The following is a 22588-nucleotide window of genomic DNA, read 5'->3' as shown; positions in this document are numbered from 1 at the left end:
CGAGAGCCCCACCCACCAGGAGAAAACCATGCCAGAAGTCGGTTGCGAGATGCCCCAATACCAGTGCCACAAGAAGGTCTGGGCCCTGAAGATCGCCGGGATCGTGCCCAAGGAGAACCCTGACCCGACCGGGCGCAGCGCCGCTTCCTCGTACGGAGCGCGCATCGTCCCGGCGGACGAGGGCTTCGCTGCGTTCGAGGTCGACGCCGAGTACGTGTGCAAGCACAACCCCAAGGCGGGCGGCTACTACGTCGTCTACGACGATGGCTACAAGTCGTTCTCGCCGGCCCAGGCCTTCGAGTCTGGCTACGCGCCGATCGGTAGCAGCGCGCGAACTGTCGTGACCGAGGGCGAACTGGCAGCAAAGGCGGTCGCGCCGCGCGTCACGCCGGCTGACATCAGGGCGAACATCGTAGAAGAGCACTACTTCACTGCATCCGACGGCGCGCAGCACGAGAATGCCGTCCACGTGCATGGCGACGCCGGCTGGTTGCTCGGTTCGATGCAGGTCCTGACCTTCTGCGTCCTCGTGCTGCGTAACGGCTTCACCGTCACCGGTGAGAGTGCGCCTGCCAGGCCGGAGAACTTCGACCCCGAGATCGGCCGCCGCATCGCCCGCGAGAACGCGGTCCAGAAGATCTGGCCCCTGATGGGCTACGCGCTCAAGTCGCAACTCGCGGGGCAGCAATGATCCCGGCAATCGAGGAAATCATCGCCATGCTCGCCAAGGGCGAGTGCACCCAAGACCAGGCCCTCCAGTGGATCGGCTCCCACATCGACCTCGCCACCCAGGACGCGGCGCTGCGCGACCATTTCGCCACCACCGCGGCGATCGGTCGCGACGCGGAGGGCAACATCCAGGCCCGCAGCGCGGTCGCCGTCATGGGCGAGCAGCCGCCGACCTGGGAGGGCAACGACCTGAAGGCCATGGCCTGGTGGTGCGACGCCGAGGCCCGCATCCGCTACCTGAAGGCCGAGTCGATGATGAAGGCGCGCATCATCTGAGCGTGCCCCCAGTAGGGATTGGCCCGGGCGCGCCCCGGCGCCAACAATCCCCGCCAGCAGGGTAGAGAAGTCGGTATCTCGTCGGGCTCATAACCCGAAGGTCGCCAGTTCGAGCCTGGCCCTTGCTACCACCCATCCAACCATCCAGAGGGCATCCCATGATCCGATCCCGCAGCTTCCTGTCCACCCTGGCCTTCGCGGCCGCGGCCTGCATCCTGGCCGGCGCCAGCGCCTTCAGCACCGTGACGTACCACGTGGCGCGCACCTGCACCGCAGTGCGCGCCTTCGTGTGGGACTTCGTGAAGGACGTGACGGCGAAGTTCGAGAGCCCAGCGCTGCGCCTCGTGGCCCGCCCGGTCGAGCTCGTCCAGGCCTGTGCCTATGCCCTGCGGATCGCCAAGCGCGAGCGCCCGCAGGTACGGCCTCAGTGGCGCATGTGCCCTTCGATCTGACCTGACCCACGCACACGCAGCAACGGGCCCTTCGGGGCCCGTTTGCATTGGGGCGCACCGTCCCCCCCGTAGGGTTCGCCAACCCGGTTCGCGCCCGGAATCATCCGGCGCCATGACAGCCGCGTGCGAACCAAATACCGAGAAGCCCCAACCTCACTGGCCAACGATCGAGGCCGACTACCGCGCGGGCGTGAAGAGCATCCGGCAGATCGCCCGCGAGCACGGCATTTCCGAGACAGCCATCCGTAAGCGCGCGAAGGCCGAGCAATGGGCCCGTGACCTCTCCGCCGCCATCCAGGCCAAGGCCGACGAGATGGTTCGCATGGATGCGGTTCGCACTGAGGTTCGCACCGCGAACCGAATCCCCGACAAGATCGTCGTAGACGCCAACGCCACCGCCGTCTACAAGGTTCAACTCGGCCACCGCACCGGGCTGACCAAGCTCACTGACCTGAAGGATCAACTGCTGGACGAGCTTGGCAAGACTGCGCCGCCAGTTGTAGACGCTGGCGCGCAGCAGGAAGGCGAAGCCGCACCTGCAGCAGGCCTGTCTCTGCCGGCCCGCATCGAGTCCCTGAAGAAGCTGTCCGAGGTCGACGAAAAGATCCGCCGCGGCGAGCGCGAGGCTTACGGCATCGACAAGTTCGTGCCGGACGAGAGCGGCATCGCGAGCAAGCTGACCGACGCCGAGCGCGCCAGCCGCCTGGCTGCGATCTTCGCGGCCGCCCAGAAGCGAGCCCAGCCCGATGCTGCCTAACCTCGCGCCCGCCGATCTGGCGAAGCTGATGCCCTTCCTGAGCTCGGACGAGCGCGCCGAGCTGGACTCGCTGCTCACCGATGGCCTGCCGCTGTGGATGGCGCAGATCGGGCCGCAGACCATGGCGCTGGAGTCGCTGGCGGACATCGTCTTCTACGGTGGCTCCGCCGGCGGCGGCAAGACCGACCTGCTTCTGGGCGCGGCGCTGACGCAGCAGGAGCACAGCATCATCTTCCGGCGCGAGGCCGTGCAGCTCGTGGGCCTGGAAGAGCGGATGACGACGATCCTGGGCACGCGCGCTGGATACAACAGCCAGTCCGGCGTCTGGCGCCTGCCCGCTGACCGCGTGCTCGAGTTCGGCTCGGTCAAGGAGCCCGACGACTGGCAGAAGTACCAGGGTCGGCCGCACGACCTCAAGGGCTTCGACGAGATCACCCACTTCCTGGAGCTCCAGTTCCGCACCCTCATCGGGTGGATGCGCACGGACAATCCGAACGTGCGCCAGCGCGTGATCTGCGCTGGCAACCCGCCCACCAGCTCGGAGGGTGAATGGGTCATTCGCTTCTGGGCGCCCTGGCTCGATCCGAACCACCCGAACAAGGCCAAGCCCGGAGAGTTGCGGTGGTACGTCACGGACGAGACCGGCAAGGACATGGAGGTGCCCGGGCCTGAGCCGGTGCTGGTCGGCAAGGAGTTGATGACGCCGAAGAGCCGGACGTTCATCCCGAGCTCGGTCGACGACAACCTGTTCCTGACCCTCACCGGCTACAAGGCGACGCTGCAGGCGCTGCCCGAGCCGCTGCGCAGCCAGATGCTGCGGGGCGACTTCCAGGCTGGCCGCGCCGATCCGGTGTGGCAGCTGATCCCCACCGAGTGGGTGAAGGCCGCGCAGGCGCGCTGGCGGGCGCGGGACGTGAAGGGCCCGATGTCCGCGGTAGGCCTGGACATCGCGCGCGGCGGCATCGACAAGACCACGGCGGCCCGCCGGCACGGCAGCTGGTTCGACGAGCTCGTGACCGTCCCTGGCGTGGCCACGAAGGATGGCCCCCAGGCCGCCGGCTTCGTCGCGCCGCTGATCCGCAACGGCGCGCCCGTGGCGATCGACGCGATCGGCGTCGGCACTGCCGCGCTGGACTTCATCAAGGGCCTCAACATCTCGTGCGTGCCCGTCGTCGGCTCCGAGAAGAGCGACATGATGGACAAGACCGGCAACCTGCACTTCCGCAACAAGCGAGCGGAGATGTATTGGCTGCTGCGCGAGGCGCTCGACCCGACGGCGGAGAACCCGATCGCGCTGCCGCCCGACCAAGAGCTCGAGGGCGACCTCTGCGCCGTTCGCTACAAGATCGTCCAGGCCGGCCGGTTCGCCGCGATCCTGATCCGTGACAAGGACGAGATCCGCGAGGTGCTCGGCCGCTCGCCAGACAAGGGCGACGCGGTCGCCATGACTTTCGTTTCCGACATCCCTGCCGTCGTGGCGCAGACCTCGAGGTCTCGCGCTGCACCCGACTGGCGCCTCTGAGAACCACCATGACCGCACTCACCACCGAGCTCAACGGCCCGAAGCCCAACGCGCAAGCCGACGACGCCGACAGGCTCACGCTATCGGAGTTCTCCGACTTCTTCCACGAGGTCGAGGAACAGCCGGCCTGGCGCTCCAAGGCCGACCGGGAGATGGAGTACTACGACGGGAACCAACTCAGCGCCGAGATCCTGCAGAAGCAGCAGCAGATCGGCATGCCGCCGGCGATCGAGCCGCTGATCGGCCCGGCGATCGATGCGGTGCTGGGCTTGGAGGCGAAGACGCGAGCGGACTGGCGCGTGCTGCCCGACGGCGACCAGGAGGGCGACGACGTTGCGCAGGCGCTGAACTACAAGCTCAACCAGGCGGAGCGGCAGAGCAAAGCCGATCAGGCCTGCTCGGACGCCTTCAAGCCGCAGGTGGCGGTCGGCCTCGGTTGGGTGGAAGTCGGGCGCAACCCCAACCCTTTCCAGTACCAGTACCGCTGCAGGGCGATCCACCGCAACGAGATCTGGTGGGACATGCTCAGCGTCGAGCCCGACCTCAGCGATGCTCGCTACCTGATCCGCCGGCGCTGGACGCCCACCTCGCAGGCCAAGCTGCTGTTCCCGGGCAAGCAGGACCTGATCACGCAGGCGGTCAGCGGCTGGCCGATCTACGAAGGCCTCGGGACCACCGAGGGCGGCACCTCCACCGATCTGGCCAGTGCGTGGGACCAGCAGCGCGGCTGGAGCGTCGAGGAGCAGCAGTGGCGCGACATGACGGGCAAGCGCGTCTGCCTGTTCGAGACCTGGTACCGACGCTGGAAGCGCGTGCTGGTGCTGAAGACGCCGGACGGCCGGGTCGTGGAGTACGACCGCAAGAACGCGGTGCACGTGCAGCTGGTGGCGGTCGGCGCCACGGTCCCGGAATGGGCGATCGTGCCGAAGATGCGCCGCTCGATGTGGATGGGTCCGCACATGCTGGACGACGGGCCCACGCCCTACCGGCACCAGAAGTTCCCCTACATCCCGTTCTGGGGCAAGAAGGAGGATCGCACGGGCGTGCCCTACGGTCTGGTGCGCGGCATGGTCTACATGCAGGACAACGTCAACGCGACGAACAGCAAGCTGCGCTGGGGCCTCTCGGCTGTACGCACGACCCGCACGAAGGGCGCCATCGCCGGGACGGACGAGCAGTTCCGGCAGGAGATCGCTCGGGTGGATGCGGACATCGTGCTCAGCCAGGAGCACATGGCCAAGCAGGGCGCCACCTTCAAGGTCGAGCGCGACTTCGAGTTGAACCAGCAGCAGTACCAGATGCTGCAGGACTCGCGCGCCGGCATCCAGCGCGTGAGCGGCATCACCGACAGCCTGCAGGGCGGCCGTGGCAATGCCACATCGGGCGTCCAGGAAGCAACCCAGCTCGAGCAGAGCACCCAGGCCCTGGCCGAGATCAACGACAACTTCGCGACCGCGCGCGCCGAGGTCGGCGACATGCTGCTGTCGCTGATCGTCGAGGACATGATCGGTCGCGAGGAGACGGTGAAGATCAAGGGCGATCCGCTGCGCGACGAGAAGGAAGTGCAGCTCAACGTGCCAACGCAGGACGAGGGCGGCTACACCTACCTGGACAACGACGTCGAGCGCACGAAGCTCAAGGTAGCACTCAACGACGTGCCCAGCACGCCGAGCTACCGCAGCCAGCAGCTCACGGCCATGTCCGAAGCCTTCAAGGCGATGCCGGTGCAGTACCAGCAGGTGGCGATGCCTTACCTGATCGCGCTGATGGACCTGCCGAACCGCGAGGACATCATCAAGGCCGTGCGCGAGGCCTCGGCGCAGATGTCGCCCGAGCAGATCCAGGAGCGCATCGACCAGGCTGTGGCGCAGGCGCGCATGCAGGACGCCCGAGACCTCAAGCTGCAGGAACTCTCGATGCGCTACCCGCAAGAGAAGCTCAAGGCCGAGATCGGCAAGCTGATCGCCGACGCGTTCAAGACCAACGTCGAGGCCCTGTATTCGGCGAACCAGACGGCCGCGACGATCGCGATGAATCCGGCCATCGCGCCGGTCGCGGATGTGGTGGCGCAGGCAGCCGGCTACCAGCCGCCGAACCCGGTGGGCCAGAATCCGAACCTGCCTGTGCCCGCAGGCCTACCGCCGGCCGGTGTGGTCGACGTGGCCGGCACGCCTGGTGTAGCCGAGAACACCAGCCCGACACAGCCGCCGGTGCCGCAGGCGCCACCCTCGCCACTGGATGGCGGCATGCAGGGCATCGAGACCGAACGCGTGACGGACAACGCGCCTTAGAGATCAGGTGAGTTGCACCTCGAAGTCGCCGAGCAGTCGAAATTGGAAGAGGCGGGGGCCACCGCTCATCGTGAGGGTTGAATCGTAGGAGCCTGCGAACGTGTGCCCGGAGATGTATCCGCTTGCACCTATGGTGACGGATGTAAGCAGATCAACGGGCGTCAAGTTGGTCTTCCAATCCAACATGTTGAGCATCGGCATGCCCCGTGGGATCACGATGCTTCGAGCTCCCGACAGAACCGTTGGACGGTCCTTGTCGACAGAGATCACGCGATCAGTGGAAACCAGTTGCACCTCACTCAGGCCGAGCTGGACATTCGCCTGCTGCAGCGATTGGAGTGGTGCGAGGGTGGCGTAATTCACCAGAAGGGTGCCGTCGGCACTGCGTTCCACGGAGCCGCTCGTGATCGAGATCACCAGCTCGGTGATAGGTCCCATAGCCGGCGTAATGCTGGTCGCCCTCATCCGTCCACTCACGATGCGTGCGAACGACCGCAACCCCGGAGCCAACGGCTCGCCAGGGTCCACGATCGCCTCTGGGTGATCCCTGAGGATGTTCTCGGGCTTCAGCGTGTTTTCGATCTTCAGCAGCTTCGCCTGCAGATCGGCATAGGTGCACTGCATCAGCGGATCTGAGGTTGGCCCGCGATTCGTCTCATAGAGTTTGAATTCCCTGCCATTCGTCACGACAAAAAAGACGGCGCGCACCTCTGGGTGGTTCGCATAGGACCAGGCTTGAGCTTCCGCCACCTGATCGAGGGGGTCTGTCGGTGGCTTTGCCTCGATGACCCAACGAACTCGCCCACCTGCTACGCAGATGTAGTCCGCCCGGCCGCGAAGGGGAGGGTCATTTGACTTGGTCCTCCCGAGTTGGGACCTGTCATAGCTCAGGGCCTGCTCGCGGATGACGTCGTGTTCCGTGCCGGCTCGATAGCCAAGGTGTCTGATCAGTGGCGCGACGATCTCCTCTCGGACATCGGCTTCGTTCATCGCGTCGAAGTTGTACTCAGGAAAGTCCATCCTCGCTCCGTTCTTTGGGTCTGCTGGCTTTATAGCTTCTCTCGCAATGTCCCCCCACTAAGGTTTTGCCAACTAGTTCTCGATCGACACCATCGCCGCCAGCAAAGCCATCCCGGCTGAGCACCCAAGACCTTTGGCGGCCACGGCGAGATGTGGCAAGGAACTGGAAACATGGCAGGAAACATCGAGCAGTTTTTGGAACAGCACGCGGATGCCGATGGCAACGTGAGCGACGAAGCGATGGCGCGCCTTTTGACGGGCGGCGCTGTCGAGGGCGATACCGCGGCGGCAACGTCTGCGGACACCGGCGCGCCCGACGCCGGCACCGACGCACCGGCCCCAGCACCCGCATCTGCCCCGGCTGCACCAGCACCCGCGCCCGCAGCGGTCGCACCAGCGGCAACCCCGCCGGCCAGCGCTCCGCCTGCGGCACCAGCACCCCCCGCACCCAGCCCGGCCGCCGCTCCTGCACCTGCAGGCGCAGCACCCGCCGAGTCGGACGCGGTGATCCTGGCGAAGGATGGCAAGCACACCATCCCCTACCAGAAGCTGGTGGACGCGCGGGAGGAAGCGCGCACGGCCAAGGCGGAAGCCGAGGCCCTCAAGACGCAACTGGCAGAACGGAGCACGGCCCCCGCCGCGCCACCGGCTCCAGCTGCTGCGCCGGCACCGTCGACCGCTGCGGCCCCGGCCGCGGAGATCTTCGGCGACTACTCCGACGAATCGATCAGGAAGGGCGTGGACACGCTCGTCGCGCAAGCGGTGGGCAAGCTCAAGTCCGAACTGACCGCCGAGCTGGAGCCGGTGAAGAAGCAGTCGGCTGACACCGCTGCCGAAGCGCACTTCCGGACGATCTACACCAAGCACCCCGATGCGGATTCAATCGTCGAGAGCGCCGAGTACGAGAAATGGCTCGCTGCGCAACCGTCGTTCGTGCGCCAGTCGTACGAATCCGTGATCAAGAGCGGGAGCGCGGCGCAGATCAACGAACTGCTGGACACCTACAAGGTTGCTCACGCTCCTGCCACTCTCGCGCCCGCGCCGGCGCCAGCACCTGCTGCAGCACCTGCAGTGGACCCGCTGAAGAAGGCCGACCAGATCATCGCCAACGTGCAGCCCAGGGCGCCCGTGAGCCTGTCGGACATCCCGGCAGGCACCGCGTCGCCTCACGACGAAGCCGCGGCGATGGCCGAGATGAGCCCGCTGGACCTGATGGGCAAGTTCGAGGGCAAGACGCCCTCGCAGATCGAAGCCCTGATGCGCCGGCTGGTGTGAACCAAACCGCCACGGAGTCCTGAATGCCAACCACCAACATCCCCTACGGCTCGCCGCTCGCCAACAAGGCGCAGTCGGTAGGCCTCTTCGCTGCCACCATGCAGCGCCTCACCCAGCTCAACCGCCTGACCGGCCAGATGCCGACCCAGGCAGACGCCGAGAGCAAGCTTCGCGTGCAATCCAGCACCGACATGCCCATCGTGCGCTGCATGGACTTGACGAAGGTCGCGGGCGACGAAGTGACGTTCGACCTGGTCAACCCGATCGGCGGCAAGCCGATCATGGGCGGGCGCATGGCCGAGGGCCGCGGCGAGAAGCTCGACCTCCAACAGGACAAGCTGCGCATCAACCAGTCGCGCAAGCCGATCTCGGCCGGCGACACGATGACGCAACAGCGCACGCCCCACCAGCTGCGCCAACTCGCGCGTGCGGCCGCCAACGGCTATATGCTGCGCCTGGAAGATCAGCGCACCCTGGTGCACCTCGCCGGCGCGCGCGGCTTCCACGACAACATCGAGTGGGCGGTGCCGCTTGCGAGCGACCCGGACCACGCCGAGATCATGGTGAACCCGGTGAAGGCGCCAACCCGCAACCGCCACTACATGTCGACGGGCACGGGCATCGAGCGCATCGCCGCCTCGGGCAACGAGATCACCATCGCCACGACCGACCTGATGAACATGGATGTGGTGGATGCCATCGCCACGGTCATCGCGTCGATCCCGCTGCCGCCGCCCCCGGTGAAGTTCGAGGGTGACGCCATGGCCGACGACGCGCCCCTGCGCGTGCTGCTGGTCTCGGCCGAGCAGTACACCTCGTTCGTGCGGTCGGGCAACTTCCGCACGCTCCAGGCCTCGGCGATGGCGCGCGCGCAGCAGGCGAAGGGCAACCCGCTCTTCACCGGCGACGCGGGCCTGTGGAACAACATCTTGCTGGTCAAGATGCCCAAGCCGATCCGCTTCTACGCGGGCAACAGTCTGCGCTGGTGCGCGGACATCACCAGCGAGACGGAGACCGCGACCGACCTGGTGCCGGCCGCGTTCGGTACCGGCTTCGCCGTCGACCGCGCGATCCTGCTGGGCGGCCAGGCGCTGGCCGAGGCCTGGGGCAAGAACAGCCGTTCGGGCAACCCGTTCTTCTGGAGCGAGAAGGAGCTGGACCACGGCGACAAGCTGGAAGTGCTGATCGGCTCGGTCGGCGGCAAGAGCAAGGTGCGCTTCGACGTGAACTACGGCGACGCGTTCCAGCCAACCGACAACGGCGTGATTGCCATCGACACGGCGGTGGCCATCGCTGGCCAGTGATGCGGATGGGCCGGCTCCGGCCGGCTCGCCCCTGACGCAACACCCTCAACTTCATTCAGGAGCCTCTCATGGCCATCATCACTGCAAAGAACCTGGGCACCTCCGCTTTCGGCGGTACGCCCTATGGCAACCTCTCGCGCCGGCACTTCGTGCTGGAGACCAACGCCTCTGGCGCACTCGTCGGCGGCAACTCCACGGCCGCCATCGGTGCAACGGACAAGGTCATTCTCGGCGTGCTGCCGGCCGGCCTTCGCCTGGACGACTCGCTGCTCATCATCTCGGACGCCTTCACTGCCACCATCACCGGTGACATTGGCTTCGAGTACGTGGACGGCGTGGACGACTCGGCCGTTCCGCAGGATCCGGACTACTTCTTCGCCAGCGTGGCCATCACCGCCGCGCGCACGCGCCAGACCACTGCGGTCAAGCCCGTGACCCTGCCGAAGGATGCGTACCTGACCTGGACGAACGAGGTCGCCGCGCACGCTTCGGTGGGCCGCGCCGACATCTTCATCGACGGTGAAGACCGCGGTCCGCAGTAAGCCTCTCTCCTTGGGAAAGTCCCGTTCGGGGGCGGGCTTCGGTCCGCCCCCTTTTTGATCCACCGGAGCAAAACATGAATCGAGAGCAGATCGCGCAGGTCGCGCACGAAGTGAACCGGGCCTACTGCCAGTCGATGGGCGACAACACGGTGCCGGAATGGTCCGCGGCGTCTGACCACCAGCGCGAAAGCATCCTCGCCGGCGTGGACATGCATCTCGCCAATCCCGACGTGGAGCCTGCGGCCTCGCATCTGGCATGGTTCGAGGCGAAGCTCGCCGACGGCTGGGTGCACGGGCCGGTGAAGAACCTCGAGGCCAAGGAACATCCCTGCATGGTCCCCTACGAGGACCTGCCGCCCGATCAGCGCGCGAAGGACTTCCTCTTCCGTGGCGTCGTGCATGCGCTGGCCGCACTGCCGGCCGAGCCTGATGCCAAGGGCGCGCCTGCTGCGGTGCTGACCCTGCCTGTCGCTGCCGTCGGCGTGAAGTACGTGGGCCGGCGCGATCCGCATGCCGACACCCTCTACGGCTCGGGCTCGTGGGCGAAGAACCAGGTCAAGGCCGTCACGGCAGCCCTGGCCAGGCAGCTGCTCAAGCACGCCGATGTGTTCATCGAGGTGCCGTTGCCCGCTGCGGCTTCGACAGTGGTGCAGCAGCGCAAGGCTGGCGAGACCCAGGACGATCTCTCGCAGGAGCTGCGCGACCAGGTGCAGAACATGGACAAGGCTGCGCTGAGGGATCTCGCGATGTCGCAGTTCCGAATGAAGATCGACGGGCGCCTGTCGCTCGCTGACACGCGCGCCCAGGTTGTCCAGCTCATCGACCAGTTCGGCACCTGATGGACCTCGAAGCCCTCATCGGCTCGTTCCGAGTCGACGCCGACGACCTCGAAAAGCCGCAGCTCTTCGCGGACGAGGATCTCGCGCGCTGGTTCAATGAGGCGGAGGAGGAGGCGGCGATCCGCAAGCGCCTGCTCTTCGACGAGACGACGCCGGAGGTCTGCCAGATCGCGGTGCAGGAGGGCGTTTCCGGCTACCCGCTGCACCCGGCGCTGTTCGAGATCACGGCGGCGTTCCTGCACAACGCGGAATCGACCTGCGCCACGAGGCTCATGCCCACCGATCGCGTGGAGATGGACCGGATCCGGCCGGACTGGCGCACCGATCGCTGCACGCCGGAGTTCTTCATCCAGGAAGACACGCGCCTCTACCTGCCGTGCATCGTGCGCGCGGACTACACGCTGAAGCTCGAAGGCTACCGGCTGCCGCTCGAGCAGATGGAAGACGACGCGGACACGCCGGAGATCGGGCGGCCGCACCACCGCTTCCTCGTGCACTGGGTGCTGCACCGCGCGTACAGCAAGCCCGACTCCGAGATCTTCAATCCGGACAAGGCCCAGAAGGCACTGAGCGCCTTCGAGCAGTACTTCGGCCTGCGGCCCGACGCAGATCTGCGGAAGGACGAGCAAGCGAACCGCCCGCACCGCAACAAGGCGTATTGGTGAGGCCATGGCCCTGAGTACCGGCAAACTCGGCTCCATGTCCCCAGGCGTCAACAACCGCCTGGAGCCGACGCAGCTCGGCCGGACGCTGCCTGACCGCTCGAAGGCCACCTACCTCTACGCCGGCGAGAACATCGACATCACGGGCCGCGGTTACCTGAAGCGCCGCCGCGGCTTCACCCTCGCACAGTCCGGTACCGCCGCGCATTCGGTCTGGGGCGATGAGACCGAGGGCTACCTCGCGATCGGCAACGACCTGCTGCACTTGCAGCCGGACGGTGATGACCTGGTGCCGACCAGCGTGCTCGACGATCTGCCGGAGCTGGCCGCCATCAGCTATGTGCGCATGCCCGACGGCGATGTCATCTGGTCGAACGCTCGGCGCATCGGCCGCCTGCGCGGCGCGAGCGCACTGCCGCTGGCCACGCCGCGCCCGAGCGTCTCGCCTTCGGTCTCGCTGATCGCCGGGGCACTGCCGCCGGGCCGGTACCAGCTGGCCTTCACCGAGGTGGGCGCGCTCGGAGAATCCGGATCCACGGTGCCGGTCGCCGTGGAGGTGCCTGAGAACGGCGGCATCCGCGTCACCGGCCTGGGCGCCGGCACCTTGGTCTACATGACCGGGCCCAACGGCTCTGTGTTCAACGCCACCTTCACCGACGCCGGCGACATCGTCACGCTGGCCAACAACGGGCCGACGCTGCGCTCGCTGCTGCTGGCGGACATGCCGGCCGGGCAGGTGTTGCGGCACTACAAAGGCTCGCTGCTGGTGGCCGCTGGCCGGCTGCTGTGCTTCTCCGAGCCCTACTACTACGGCCTGTTCAATCCCTCGAAGGGCTACATCCCTTTCCCTGCGCCGATCACCGTTGTCGAGCCCTGCGAAAGCGGCGTGTTCGTCTGCGCGGACCGCACCTACTGGCTGGCCGGCGGCCTGCTCGACACCTCTCCGGTCGCAGTGCTTCCGTACGGCGGCCTGCAGGGCTCCGGCGGATCCGTGCGCACCGCCGATGGCGCCGATGCTGTCACCCAGGCGTTCTGGCTTTCACCGCGCGGCCTGGTGATCGGCACGCCCAGCGGCAACGCCTCGAACGTGCAGGAGCACGCGCTCAAGTTCGGCGCAGCGCGCGCAGGCGCCACGCTCTTCCGCGAGCAGGACGGCGCGCACCACATCCTCGCCGCGCGGCAGGAGGCAGCTCGCCCCGCGGCGGCCGCCGCTGACGCCTTCTTCCCCGTCGAAACCATCGTCAAGGACACCGACCTATGAACACCCCACACCGCGGCCTGCGCTACGACTTCGAGGTCCGCAGCCCTGGCGGCATCCTCCTCGACAAGTTCCACGCCCACAACCTCGTGCCGATCGAGGGCCTGAACTTCCTGCTCGGCATCGCCTTCAAGAGCGTGACACAGGTGCCGACCTGGTACCTCAGCATCTACGAAGCCGACTACACGCCGGACGAGGACGTCACGGCCGCCACGCTGCCGGGCCTGGCCACCGAGATTACGGCCTACACGCCGAGCACGCGGCCGGAGTTCGTAGAGGGCGCGGTGGCCGCCGGCTCGGTCAGCAACGCCGCCAGCCTCGCCGAGATGACCTTCACCGCGCAGAAGACCGTGCGCTGCGTCGCCATGTCCTCGGCGTCCGCCAAGGGCAGCACCGCGGGCACGCTGCTGAGCGTGGTGCGCCTGCCTTCCCCCAAGACATACGACGTGGGCTCCATCCTGCGCGTGTTCGCCGGCCCCTCGGCCATCTCTGCCTCTTAAGGAGCACCCTCATGACCATCAAGTCCTCGACCGGCCTGCGCGACATCCTGCTCGGCACCGGTTCCCTCAAGGCCACTTTCGATGCGGGCAGCGAGATCCGCATCTACGCCGGCACCGTGCCGGCAGACGCCGATGCATCGATCGGCGCCGCCACGCTGCTGGTGACGATCAAGAACGGCGTCAGTGGTATCACCTTCGAGGCAGCGCCTTCGGGTGGCATTCTCGAGAAGAACGCGGCCGAGACCTGGAGCGGCGTGAATGCCGCCACCGGCACGCCGACCTTCTACCGCCACGTGCTGACCGCCGACACGGGCGCGCTGAGCACCACGGCGCCGCGCTACCAGGGCACGGTCGCCGTCGCCGGCGCCGACATGAACCTGACGAGCTCGACGCTCACCAGCGGCGCGACCCAGACCCTCGACTCGCACGCCGTCGCACTGCCGATCTAAGTCATGGCGATCACGTGGGCCAGCGGTGCGGGGATGCCAGTCGGCAGCGAGGTCGCTGGCATTTACGCGGCCGGGAAGTTCGTCTTCGTCGGCTTCAAGATCGCAACCTCGACCGACGGGGAGACGTTCGTCGAGCGCACCGTCCCCGTCGTGCTCTCGGGAGCGCTTTCGGCGCTCGCGCACGCGACGGCTGGGTTCGTCGCTATCGCCACTGACTACATCATCCATTCGGCGGATGGCGAGACGTGGACCCAGACCGGGACCACCCTGGGCGGCTTCGACAACCAGCCGCGCTGCCTCGCATCGAACGGGACCACCTACGTCATCATCAACGGAAATCGCGTGCCCTACGTGTCGACGGATGGGGCCACGTGGGCACTGCGCTTCATGCCCACGGGGACCGGCTCGAACTTCAAGCACCTAGCCTGCAGCGGCTCTCTCTTCCTGGCGACCTGCTTCGATGGGTCGGTCTTCACCTCTCCGGACGGGGACACGTGGACCGAGCAGACCGCGCTGCCGACGTCGTCCAACGACGATCTTCTGTACGGCGGCGACGGCTACTTCTACGTGCTGCGCAGTGGCCCTGAACTCGCTCGCTCGGCCAATGGCCTCTCTTGGGCCACTGTCCCCATGGGCCCGGCAGATGGCCGCACGATGTCTCGCGGCGCAGCTGGCGGCGGCACGGTGGCCTTCGCCGACGACGACACGGGTGTGCCTGGGGAGGCGTCTTACTCCACGGCCGACTTCTCCACTTTCGACGATGACGTCATGCCGGCTGGCAACTGGAAGTCGATGGCATATGGCGCCGGCATTTTCGTGGCCGCCGCGTCCGGTGGACTCAATGCGTTCGGCCCTGGAGGCACGCTGCCGCCGGCTCTGCCCTTCTGGACTGGCTTCGTGAACACCTATGAGACGCCATGACCATCCGCGACCCCTTCAAGTTCCCAAAGAACCGCGGCGGGTTCAGCGGGCTTGGGCGCGCGAAGGCCGGCGAGTTGGACAACATCGAGGTCGCCTTCCTGCGCAAGAAGGTGCCGGGCGCGACGGCGATCAAGAAGGGCGAGTTCCTCTACGTCCAGGTCGATCCCACCACCGGGCTCGATGACCCGTACCTCTGGACGGCGTTCGAGGTCAATTACCTCGGCAATGTCTACGCCTTCGGCCTCCAGACGATCACCGCGCCCAATCAGCGCACGCGGGCCAAGGCCTGGGGCTTCCAGGTGCGCACCGGGGACCCGTACCCGTTCGTCGAAGAGCCCTTCTGGTACCCGGCCCAGCTCTATGTCGGCGATGACTACGCGCTGCGGTTGTCGCGCCTGAACTACCGCCTCTTCGACGAGCATCCCTTCTGGTTCGGCAACGACACGAGCCGGCTGTTCGCCTACCTGACCTGGGTGCGGCCGCGCGAGGTCATCGAGCAAGTTCCGTCGCTCAGCCCGGACAACGCGGCAGGCAAGGACATCACCTTCTCCGACAAGACCTGGCTGACCATCAACGCCAGCGGCGCCTTCGCCAGCGGCTGGGATGCGGCGACCGAGGGCTACCGCTTCGGCTGGACGGGCTGGCGCGTGCCCGAGAGCAGCGGTGAGCTCGCGGCGCCCGAGGCGCGCTGCTACTACGGCAGCACGGCCACGCGCACGGTCAGCGAATCGGTGGTGGAGACGCTCAACCCGACCAACACCCGCATCTTCTGGCCGTGGACGGTTGGCCATGGCAAGGTCGCGATGCTGCGGCTGCAGCCCGAGGCCGCGGTGGTGACCAATGCGGTGGGCCTGAAGGTGACGACTGACCACGGCGCGACCTGGAGCACTCAGAACCTGCCCGAACTGCAGGATTGGATCTTCCACTACCTCAACGGCGCAGGCGATGACCGCTGGAACCACGTGAATCTCAGCGCCAGCGATCGGGCCTGCATGTCGCCCATCGGCGAGGGTCGCATCGCGCTCGTGCTGCTGTGCTCGAAGGAGGAGGGCCGGACCTGGACGAATGCGGAGGTCGCGGCCGCACAGCCCTACCTCGGCGACCTGACCTGCTGGCGATTCTTCCTCAGCGACGAGACCGGCGCAAACTACGAGAACGTGCCGTGGCCGCTCGACGCCAGCCCGGGCATCCGTCTCGGCCGCGAGGCGGGCGGTACCGCAGGCATCGACTTCAGCGGGCTGCACCCTGCGGTCGAGTTCGCGCGCCTTGGGCTGGGCGGCGCGCCGATGTCCGCCGGGCCCGGCAGCTTCTTCATGAGCGTGGGCCAGTGGACCAACGCGAGCGGCGACTATGCCGACTTCGACGAGAACGCGGTTCGCTTCCTGTGGACCACGGACTACGGCGCGACCTGGGCGCTCTCCGATCTGGTGCCGGACGATGCCATCAGCCGTAACCCGCAGCCGTTCAACCCCTCGGGTCAGACCAGTTTCAGCATCCCCAAGGTTGCCGTGGCCAAGCCGCTGACCCCGGAGAGCAACGGCGCGCTCTACATCGAGGGCTTGGTGCCTCTCGTCCCGCCCGTCGACGGCTACCAGTGGGTCCAGAACGTGTACCGCACCGACGCGACGTTCTCGAGCTTCAAGAAGGTGGCGACCAACCGCCTGGCAGACACGTCCCTGGCCGCGCCGTTCGGCACCTTTCCGCCCCCCGGCTACATGCCGGGCCCGGTGTACGTGGGCAACAAGCAGGCCAACAGCCGCTTCAAGCCGCTGGTGCGGCCCGGCTACCCTGAATTCGAGAAACCGGCGACACCATGACTAACACGCTCAAGCGCTCCGGCTACTCTTACACCACGCCCGCGGTTGCGTACCAGCCGGCGCGCCCGGCCTACGACAGCTACGAGACGGTGCTGGTGTCAGGCAGCCAGAACTTCACGCCCGACGGTGGCCTCGCGCCGGGCTGGGTCTACGTGCTGGTGCCGACCACGCTGGAAGATGGCACGGTGGTTCAGCGCGGGGTTCCACGTTGGACCGGCAATGGCGCTGGCAGCGTCACCGGCTTCGGGACCACCTACTACACGACGCAGCTGGTGCACCATCCTGCCACGCCAGAGGTACTGGGCTCCGGTGCCACGCGTATGGACGTGCCGCCGCTCGGCTGGACGTCGTTCGCGCACTCGATTGCCGCGATCCACGGCGGCGGGCTGGCGACCTTCAAGGCCTTGCCGGGCGTCTCCGGCGTGGCCATCGGCTTCTCCGCGGTGCCGAACCCGACACACGGCTACGGCCACATCCGCAATGGCTTGCTGCTGTCGGGCGGCACCGTGCGCAACCTCCGCACCGGGGCCTCGCTCGGGAGCTACGACGCGGCGGACGTGCTCGGCATCCAGCTCCGGAGCTCGACGCTCAGCTTCACGAACGATGGCTCGGAGATCGGCACCGACCCCAGCCTCGTGACGCCTGGCGAGCCGCTGTACCTGTCGGCAGTGCTCTATGGCGCCGGCGACGCGGTCGACGAGCCGACGCTCGACGAGCAGCAGTTCGGATCGTCGTCGGCGGTGCTCACGCCCCTGGCCGCGTTCGGCGGGGAGGGCGACAAGGCCGTGTCGTTCGCATCGATGTCGCCTCTGACGGCAGCCACGAGCATGCGCAACACCAGCACGGCGCTGCTCGGTGGCCTGCGCGCGTTCTCCGGCGAGCTGGCCGGTCACGGCGGGTCGGAGGCGACGCTCTCGCCGATCGACGCCGACTCCTACGGTGGGACGGTGATCGTCCTGCCGAACTCGTCGTCCTACGCGCAGCTGTCGGGCATGGTGGCCGCCTCGCTGCTGCTGGTGGGGGAAACGGGAACCAGCACCGCCACCCTGAAGCCCCTGCTCGGGCTGGCCGCCGATCGCCCATATGGCGGCAGCTTCGCGACGCTGAAGCCGTTGAACGCGTCGAGCTACAACGAAGACCCCAGCATGGCCTTCATGCTGGAGACGGTGACCTTCGATTTCGCGATGACCGTCGCCAAGGTGGAGACGATCGAAGTGCGGGATGTGATCGAGGTCGACGTCGAGATCGCCACCACGCTGGTCGAGACCGTGCAGGTCCTGGACGACTTCGGGTTCGACGTGGCCTTCGCCACCACGGAGGTCGACATCGTCGACGTGCGCGACTCGTTCCTGATCGATGTCGTGATGACGGCCCCGGGGGCCGACCTGGAGGTGCACGCGGTCAACCTCGACGGCTTCGGCAGCACCACCTACGCGGGCTACCCCTTCAACAGCTTCGCGCGCATCGGCGATCGGTACTACGGCGCCAAGCTCGATGGCCTGTTCCTGCTCGGCGGCGACGACGATGCCGGCGCGCCCATCCAAGCAGCGATCTGCCCAGGCACGCTGGACTTCGGAAGCCCGCAGGAGAAGACCATCTCCGAGGCTTTCATCGGGGCCGCGTCCGAAGGCTGCATGGCGCTCAAGATCGCGGCCGGCGAGGACGGCGACGAGTACCTGTACGTCGCGCAGAGCTACAGCGAGAAGCTCAAGCAGCACCGCTTCAAGCTCGGCAAGGGCCTGAAGGCCAACTACCTGACACCCGTCTTCTACAACCAGAACGGTGAGGACTTCGAGATCGACAGCCTCGAATTCTCGGTCGCAACCCTGTCGCGAAAGACCTGACCATGGCAACAGCACCCATCCCACCCGGCGGCATCGTTTCGGTACCGGATCCGGTCACCGGCGGCGCCGGCGCGCCGACGATCGTCTCGCAGATCATCAATGCGAACTGGGCGAACGGCATCAGCCTGCTGAACCGCGCCTTCGTGCTGAGCGATGACGCGATCAACATTGCCGACCCCGCGCCGCAGCTCACAGCGCCAGTGCTCGACACCACCTACCTGCCAGCGCTGAAGCCGGAGTTGCCGGAGAACAACCCGGCCGACGCGAAGGCCATCTACGACGATGCACGGCTGGAGATCGATGCGCTCATCCAGGGCGGCTACGTCGATTTCCTGAACACCTACTTCCCCGACGGGCCGTACTACACTGCGGCGCTCGCCTGGCTGGAGCGCGCCATCGTCGACGGCGGTACCGGCATCAACGTGGGTGTCGAGCAGCAGCTGTGGGAGCGCGCCCGCTCGCGTCTGGGCATCGAGGCCGACCGGGCGACCAACGACGCGCTGCAGGGCTTCGCCAATCGCGGCTTCCCCTTGCCGCCCGGCGCGCTGGTGCATCAGGTCAAGCTGATCGACCAGGACCGCCGCGACAAGCTGGCCGAGCAGAGCCGGGACATCAGCATCGAGGCCTTCCGCGCCGAACTGGAGAACACGCGCTTCGCCGTCACCCACGCGATCGACCTGCGCATGAAGGCGATTGCCGCGGCCGGCGACTACATCCGCACGCTGGTCCTCGGGCCGCAGACGGCGATGCAGCTGGCGACCTCGATGGTGGGCCTGCGCACCGACCTCGCGCGCAGCCTGGTGGCGCTCTACAGCGCGGAAACAGCAGCGCTGGAGCCGCGCGTGCGCCTGGCCATCCAGGACGCGGACATCAAGCTGCGCGGCCAGGAGGCGAACCTGCGGGCGAAGAGCCAGGCGATCGAGGACCGGGCGCGCGCGGCGCTGTCAAACGCCCAGATGGTCGCCTCGGCTGCCGCGGCCTCGCTGAACGGCATCAACGCCTCTGCTGGCATCAGCGGGTCGGATTCGACCTCCAGCTGAACCCTGGCGGGGCTCGCGCCAGCCCCCCACCAAGGTTTGGCGGGCGGGCAGGGGGCCGACACCATCTCGGCCCATGGCGTCCCCCACCAATCTCGTGATCCGCAAGGGCTCGACTTTCTCGCGCATCCTGCGCTGGGAGTCGGGCCCGGTGGTCTACAAACCTATCACTGGAATCCCGAAGGCCGCGCCGACGGTCGTCACGTGCGTGGACCACGACATTCCCGAGGGCTGGCGCGTGGCCATCGTCTCGGTGGTGGGCATGCGGCAGATCAACGCGCAGAACGACCCGCCGCGCAGCCGCGACTACTTCAAGGCCAAGGTGCTGACCGCCGACACGGTGCAGTTCGACGGCATCAACTCCGCGGGCTTCTCGGCCTACAAGAGCGGCGGCTACCTCCGCTACAACACGCCGGTACCGCTCACGGGCTACACGGCGCGCATGTCGGTGAAGGATCGGGTCGGCGGCACCGAGCTGCTGCGCCTGGACACCACGGCCGGCGGCATCGTCATCGACGCGACGGGCTTCAAGATCACGCTGGACGTCAGCGCCGCCGACACCGCGGCGCTCGATTGGACCTACGGCGTCTTCGACCTTGAGATGGTGAGCTCGACCGGCGTGGTGAAGACGCTGCTCTCCGGCACGGTGACCGTGCAACCCGAAGTGACAACGGACTGAGCCATGGACGATATCGTCGTTGTCGAGAGCCCGGAAGAGTTCACCGTCGTCACCGTCGGCGAGACGGGCCCGCGCGGGCCAGGCGGCGGCGGAAGTGGCGACCTCTCGGATGCCACGCCGCTGATGAACGGCACGGCCGGCCCCGGCGTGGCCGAGGAGGCATCGCGCAGCGACCACGTGCACCCGGTCGACACCTCCCGCGCGCCAGCCTCGCACGTCGGTGCCGGCGGCACGGCCCACGCGAATGCGGTGGCGGCCGGCGCAGCCGGCTTCATGACCGGCGCGGACAAGACGAAGCTCGACGGCATCGCTGCTGGAGCCACGGCAAACGCCACGGACGCCCAGCTGCGCGATCGGGCGACGCACACCGGAAGCCAGGCGATCGGCACGGTCAGCGGCCTGCAGGCGGCGCTCGATGCCAAGGTCGACGACTCGCAGATCAGCGCGTTCGGCCTGACGCTGGTTGACGATGCCGACGCGGCCGCCGCGCGCACGACGCTCGGCCTCGGCACTGCTGCTACGACCGCCGCGGCAGCCTACGCTACGGCGGCCCAGGGCGTGAAGGCCGACAGCGCGGTGCAGCCGGGCGACCTCGCCGCTGTCGCGACCTCCGGCGACGTGAACGACCTGGTCGGCTTCCCTGGTGGCACCACGAACTTCCTGCGCGCTGACGGTACTTTCAACGCGCCGGCGGGCGGCGGTAGCGGTGACGTCGTCGGCCCAGCCTCCTCGGTCAACAACCGGGTGGCGCTCTTCGACGGCACGACCGGCAAGCTGCTCAAGGACAGCGGCCTGACGCTGAGCGGCTCGAACACCGGCGACCAGACCAGCGTCACGGGCAACGCCGGCACGGCGACCGCACTCGCGACCTCGCGCAATATCGACGGCCAGGCCTTCAACGGCACGGCCGACATCACGGTCATTGCGCCAGGTACGGTGGCAGCCACCGGCAAGACCACGCCAGTCGACGCCGATGTGATGCCGCTGGCCGACAGCGCGGCGAGCAACGTGCTGAAGAAGGTGACGTGGGCCAACATCAAGGCTACGCTCAAGACCTACTTCGACACGCTGTACAGCACGTTCGTCAACCCGATGACGACGGCCGGCGACTTGATCGTAGGCGGTGCATCTGGTGCGGCAGCGCGTCTCGCGAAGGGAACTGCCTACCAGCTGCTGCGCATGAACAGCGGCGCAACGGCTGCTGAATGGGGTGGGGCGCTCCAGTGCATCGCAATCGCTTGTAGCGACGAGACGACCGCATTGACGACCGGCACTGCCAAAGTCACCTTCAGGATGCCGTTCGCATTCACGTTGACCGGCGTGCGGTCCAGCGCGACCACTGCGCCGACAGGATCGGTCTTGACGGTGGACATCAACGAAGCCGGAACGACCATCCTTTCGACGAAGCTGACGATCGACGCCACTGAGAAGACCAGCACCACGGCCGCGACCCCTGCAGTGATCAGCGACGCCTCTCTCGCTGACGATGCGGAGATCACCATCGACATCGACGCGATCGGCTCCACGATCGCCGGCGCCGGGTTGAAGGTCTACCTGATCGGGTACCCCACATGATGCTGAACCCCTACCGGTTTGGCGCCCCGGCCTCTTCGATTCCGGTCGATTACCTCGTAGTCGCCGGCGGCGGCGGCGGCGGTTCGGGCGGCGGCGGCGGCGGCGGCGGGTTTCTGACGGCCTCTGGTTTTGCCGTAACTCCGGGCTCGCCAATCACCGTGACCGTCGGCGGCGGCGGCTCTGGCGGTTCCGGCGCAGGGTCGCAAGGGTCTTCCGGCGGCAATTCCGTTTTTAGTTCAATCACCGCGATCGGCGGCGGCGGCGGCGGCGGTTTCTCGGACACGATCCAAGACGGCTTAAACGGTGGTTCCGGTGGGGGCGCCGGAAGCTCGGCTACGTCGCCGTACAACACCGGGGCGGCAGGTACAGGCACAGGCGGGCAGGGCAGCAATGGCGGCGCCGCACAGGCGTCGGGCGCGTCCGGATTCGGCGGCGGTGGCGGTGCATCGACAGCCGGCGCAGCAGGCGCGGCGCTTACGGGTGGCGATGGCGGTGCAGGACTATCAAACTCGCTTTCCGGGTCTTCTGTCGGTTACTCGGGCGGCGGTGGCGGAGGTGGCAACACAACGCGCGGCCTAGCGACGCACGGCGCCGGGCAAGGCGCAACCGGCAACGGCGGCGGAAATTCGCCCCCTAGCAACGGCACCGCGAACACTGGCGGCGGTGGCGGTGGTGGATACAACACGACAGGCGCTAGTGGTGGGTCGGGCACCGTAGTGATCCGCTACCCAGACAGCTACGCGGCGGCGGCTGCCACCACCGGCAGCCCGGCGATCACGGTCTCGGGCGGCTACCGCACCTACGTGTGGGTCGGATCGGGCTCCATCACTTTCTGACGC

The 22588-nt window shown here is 67.3% G+C and carries 22 protein-coding genes and 1 tRNA gene; 22 read left to right on the top strand and 1 reads right to left on the bottom strand.

Annotated features, from left to right (window positions below; all coding sequences use genetic code 11):
• The first annotated feature begins 28 nt into the window (after positions 1 to 28).
• The 7 genes from GXN78_RS40755 to GXN78_RS01190 all read left to right on the top strand — a co-directional run bounded on the left by GXN78_RS40755 (position 29) and on the right by GXN78_RS01190 (position 6027).
• Positions 29 to 691 carry a Gp49 family protein gene (locus tag GXN78_RS40755; RefSeq protein ID WP_239142564.1) on the top strand — a complete coding sequence of 221 codons (663 nt, stop codon included), beginning with the start codon at positions 29 to 31 and terminating at the stop codon, positions 689 to 691.
• Complete coding sequence (locus GXN78_RS01215) at positions 688 to 1005, top strand: hypothetical protein (protein ID WP_106554105.1); 318 nt, start codon at positions 688 to 690, stop codon at positions 1003 to 1005. Before GXN78_RS40755 ends, GXN78_RS01215 begins: the two co-directional genes overlap by 4 nt.
• 55 nt (positions 1006 to 1060) lie before the next feature.
• Positions 1061 to 1136 (top strand) — tRNA-Met (locus GXN78_RS01210).
• Between the two features lie 27 nt (positions 1137 to 1163).
• On the top strand, positions 1164 to 1457 hold the full coding sequence (locus GXN78_RS01205; protein ID WP_106554106.1) for a hypothetical protein: 294 nt from the start codon (positions 1164 to 1166) through the stop codon (positions 1455 to 1457).
• 112 nt (positions 1458 to 1569) lie between these two features.
• A complete protein-coding gene (locus tag GXN78_RS01200) occupies positions 1570 to 2214 on the top strand; it encodes a hypothetical protein (protein ID WP_146162950.1) in 645 nt (214 codons plus the stop codon).
• Positions 2204 to 3736: a terminase family protein gene (locus GXN78_RS01195; protein WP_164255336.1), complete on the top strand. Its 1533-nt coding sequence runs from the start codon at positions 2204 to 2206 to the stop codon at positions 3734 to 3736. The genes GXN78_RS01200 and GXN78_RS01195 overlap by 11 nt, the downstream gene beginning before the upstream one ends.
• A gap of 8 nt (positions 3737 to 3744) precedes the next feature.
• Positions 3745 to 6027 carry a hypothetical protein gene (locus GXN78_RS01190; protein WP_106554108.1) on the top strand — a complete coding sequence of 761 codons (2283 nt, stop codon included), beginning with the start codon at positions 3745 to 3747 and terminating at the stop codon, positions 6025 to 6027.
• Positions 6028 to 6030: 3 nt separating this feature from the next.
• Here GXN78_RS01190 and GXN78_RS01185 read toward each other — a convergent pair whose 3' ends face one another.
• Complete coding sequence (locus GXN78_RS01185) at positions 6031 to 7047, bottom strand: type I restriction enzyme HsdR N-terminal domain-containing protein (protein WP_106554109.1); 1017 nt, start codon at positions 7045 to 7047, stop codon at positions 6031 to 6033.
• A 171-nt stretch (positions 7048 to 7218) separates the two neighbouring features.
• Between GXN78_RS01185 and GXN78_RS01180 the strand changes: the two genes are divergently transcribed.
• The 15 genes from GXN78_RS01180 to GXN78_RS01110 all read left to right on the top strand — a co-directional run bounded on the left by GXN78_RS01180 (position 7219) and on the right by GXN78_RS01110 (position 22585).
• Positions 7219 to 8322 carry a hypothetical protein gene (locus GXN78_RS01180; RefSeq protein ID WP_146162951.1) on the top strand — a complete coding sequence of 368 codons (1104 nt, stop codon included), beginning with the start codon at positions 7219 to 7221 and terminating at the stop codon, positions 8320 to 8322.
• 23 nt (positions 8323 to 8345) lie between these two features.
• Positions 8346 to 9626 carry a N4-gp56 family major capsid protein gene (locus GXN78_RS01175; protein ID WP_106554111.1) on the top strand — a complete coding sequence of 427 codons (1281 nt, stop codon included), beginning with the start codon at positions 8346 to 8348 and terminating at the stop codon, positions 9624 to 9626.
• 68 nt (positions 9627 to 9694) lie between these two features.
• Positions 9695 to 10168: a hypothetical protein gene (locus tag GXN78_RS01170; protein WP_106554112.1), complete on the top strand. Its 474-nt coding sequence runs from the start codon at positions 9695 to 9697 to the stop codon at positions 10166 to 10168.
• Positions 10169 to 10242: 74 nt separating this feature from the next.
• Positions 10243 to 11007 carry a RyR domain-containing protein gene (locus GXN78_RS01165; protein ID WP_106554113.1) on the top strand — a complete coding sequence of 255 codons (765 nt, stop codon included), beginning with the start codon at positions 10243 to 10245 and terminating at the stop codon, positions 11005 to 11007.
• Positions 11007 to 11672, top strand: a complete 666-nt coding sequence (locus GXN78_RS01160; RefSeq protein WP_106554114.1) for a DUF6682 family protein — start codon at positions 11007 to 11009, stop codon at positions 11670 to 11672. The genes GXN78_RS01165 and GXN78_RS01160 overlap by 1 nt, the downstream gene beginning before the upstream one ends.
• 4 nt (positions 11673 to 11676) lie before the next feature.
• Entirely contained in the window at positions 11677 to 12930 is a 1254-nt protein-coding gene (locus GXN78_RS01155) for a hypothetical protein (protein ID WP_106554115.1), read from the top strand.
• A complete protein-coding gene (locus tag GXN78_RS01150) occupies positions 12927 to 13427 on the top strand; it encodes a hypothetical protein (protein ID WP_106554116.1) in 501 nt (166 codons plus the stop codon). The genes GXN78_RS01155 and GXN78_RS01150 overlap by 4 nt, the downstream gene beginning before the upstream one ends.
• Positions 13428 to 13438: 11 nt before the next feature.
• Positions 13439 to 13876, top strand: a complete 438-nt coding sequence (locus tag GXN78_RS01145; RefSeq protein WP_106554117.1) for a hypothetical protein — start codon at positions 13439 to 13441, stop codon at positions 13874 to 13876.
• A 3-nt stretch (positions 13877 to 13879) separates the two neighbouring features.
• Positions 13880 to 14797 (top strand): hypothetical protein, encoded by a 918-nt coding sequence (locus tag GXN78_RS01140; RefSeq protein ID WP_106554118.1) that lies wholly within the window; start codon positions 13880 to 13882, stop codon positions 14795 to 14797.
• Positions 14794 to 16614 carry a hypothetical protein gene (locus tag GXN78_RS01135; protein WP_106554119.1) on the top strand — a complete coding sequence of 607 codons (1821 nt, stop codon included), beginning with the start codon at positions 14794 to 14796 and terminating at the stop codon, positions 16612 to 16614. Before GXN78_RS01140 ends, GXN78_RS01135 begins: the two co-directional genes overlap by 4 nt.
• Positions 16611 to 18458 (top strand): hypothetical protein, encoded by a 1848-nt coding sequence (locus GXN78_RS01130; RefSeq protein WP_106554120.1) that lies wholly within the window; start codon positions 16611 to 16613, stop codon positions 18456 to 18458. Before GXN78_RS01135 ends, GXN78_RS01130 begins: the two co-directional genes overlap by 4 nt.
• 2 nt (positions 18459 to 18460) lie before the next feature.
• Positions 18461 to 19498, top strand: coding sequence for a hypothetical protein (locus tag GXN78_RS01125; protein ID WP_106554121.1), 1038 nt, complete (start codon positions 18461 to 18463; stop codon positions 19496 to 19498).
• Positions 19499 to 19571: 73 nt separating this feature from the next.
• Positions 19572 to 20174, top strand: coding sequence for a hypothetical protein (locus GXN78_RS01120; RefSeq protein WP_106554122.1), 603 nt, complete (start codon positions 19572 to 19574; stop codon positions 20172 to 20174).
• 3 nt (positions 20175 to 20177) lie between these two features.
• Complete coding sequence (locus GXN78_RS01115; protein ID WP_106554123.1) at positions 20178 to 21749, top strand: hypothetical protein; 1572 nt, start codon at positions 20178 to 20180, stop codon at positions 21747 to 21749.
• The gene (locus GXN78_RS01110) at positions 21746 to 22585 is read left to right on the top strand and encodes a glycine-rich domain-containing protein (protein WP_146162952.1); all 840 of its coding nucleotides are present in this window, start codon (positions 21746 to 21748) and stop codon (positions 22583 to 22585) included. The genes GXN78_RS01115 and GXN78_RS01110 overlap by 4 nt, the downstream gene beginning before the upstream one ends.
• The last annotated feature ends 3 nt before the right edge of the window (positions 22586 to 22588 follow it).

Origin of the sequence: Variovorax sp. WS11 (assembly GCF_010499245.1) — a bacterium.
In the GTDB taxonomy this organism is placed as follows: domain Bacteria; phylum Pseudomonadota; class Gammaproteobacteria; order Burkholderiales; family Burkholderiaceae_C; genus Variovorax.
Note: the sequence above shows the minus strand (reverse complement) of the source record. Positions and strands in the feature narration are given on the sequence as shown.

Coding starts and splice junctions, on each gene's coding strand:
- GXN78_RS01200 (WP_146162950.1), top strand. CDS start 1,570: ATGACAGCCGCGTGCGAACCAAATACCGAGAAGCCCCAACCTCACTGG.
- GXN78_RS01175 (WP_106554111.1), top strand. CDS start 8,346: ATGCCAACCACCAACATCCCCTACGGCTCGCCGCTCGCCAACAAGGCG.
- GXN78_RS01160 (WP_106554114.1), top strand. CDS start 11,007: ATGGACCTCGAAGCCCTCATCGGCTCGTTCCGAGTCGACGCCGACGAC.
- GXN78_RS01215 (WP_106554105.1), top strand. CDS start 688: ATGATCCCGGCAATCGAGGAAATCATCGCCATGCTCGCCAAGGGCGAG.
- GXN78_RS01115 (WP_106554123.1), top strand. CDS start 20,178: ATGGACGATATCGTCGTTGTCGAGAGCCCGGAAGAGTTCACCGTCGTC.
- GXN78_RS01150 (WP_106554116.1), top strand. CDS start 12,927: ATGAACACCCCACACCGCGGCCTGCGCTACGACTTCGAGGTCCGCAGC.
- GXN78_RS01180 (WP_146162951.1), top strand. CDS start 7,219: ATGGCAGGAAACATCGAGCAGTTTTTGGAACAGCACGCGGATGCCGAT.
- GXN78_RS01165 (WP_106554113.1), top strand. CDS start 10,243: ATGAATCGAGAGCAGATCGCGCAGGTCGCGCACGAAGTGAACCGGGCC.
- GXN78_RS01130 (WP_106554120.1), top strand. CDS start 16,611: ATGACTAACACGCTCAAGCGCTCCGGCTACTCTTACACCACGCCCGCG.
- GXN78_RS01190 (WP_106554108.1), top strand. CDS start 3,745: ATGACCGCACTCACCACCGAGCTCAACGGCCCGAAGCCCAACGCGCAA.
- GXN78_RS01110 (WP_146162952.1), top strand. CDS start 21,746: ATGATGCTGAACCCCTACCGGTTTGGCGCCCCGGCCTCTTCGATTCCG.
- GXN78_RS01185 (WP_106554109.1), bottom strand. CDS start 7,047: ATGGACTTTCCTGAGTACAACTTCGACGCGATGAACGAAGCCGATGTC.
- GXN78_RS01140 (WP_106554118.1), top strand. CDS start 13,880: ATGGCGATCACGTGGGCCAGCGGTGCGGGGATGCCAGTCGGCAGCGAG.
- GXN78_RS40755 (WP_239142564.1), top strand. CDS start 29: ATGCCAGAAGTCGGTTGCGAGATGCCCCAATACCAGTGCCACAAGAAG.
- GXN78_RS01170 (WP_106554112.1), top strand. CDS start 9,695: ATGGCCATCATCACTGCAAAGAACCTGGGCACCTCCGCTTTCGGCGGT.
- GXN78_RS01155 (WP_106554115.1), top strand. CDS start 11,677: ATGGCCCTGAGTACCGGCAAACTCGGCTCCATGTCCCCAGGCGTCAAC.
- GXN78_RS01145 (WP_106554117.1), top strand. CDS start 13,439: ATGACCATCAAGTCCTCGACCGGCCTGCGCGACATCCTGCTCGGCACC.
- GXN78_RS01195 (WP_164255336.1), top strand. CDS start 2,204: ATGCTGCCTAACCTCGCGCCCGCCGATCTGGCGAAGCTGATGCCCTTC.
- GXN78_RS01205 (WP_106554106.1), top strand. CDS start 1,164: ATGATCCGATCCCGCAGCTTCCTGTCCACCCTGGCCTTCGCGGCCGCG.
- GXN78_RS01125 (WP_106554121.1), top strand. CDS start 18,461: ATGGCAACAGCACCCATCCCACCCGGCGGCATCGTTTCGGTACCGGAT.
- GXN78_RS01120 (WP_106554122.1), top strand. CDS start 19,572: ATGGCGTCCCCCACCAATCTCGTGATCCGCAAGGGCTCGACTTTCTCG.
- GXN78_RS01135 (WP_106554119.1), top strand. CDS start 14,794: ATGACCATCCGCGACCCCTTCAAGTTCCCAAAGAACCGCGGCGGGTTC.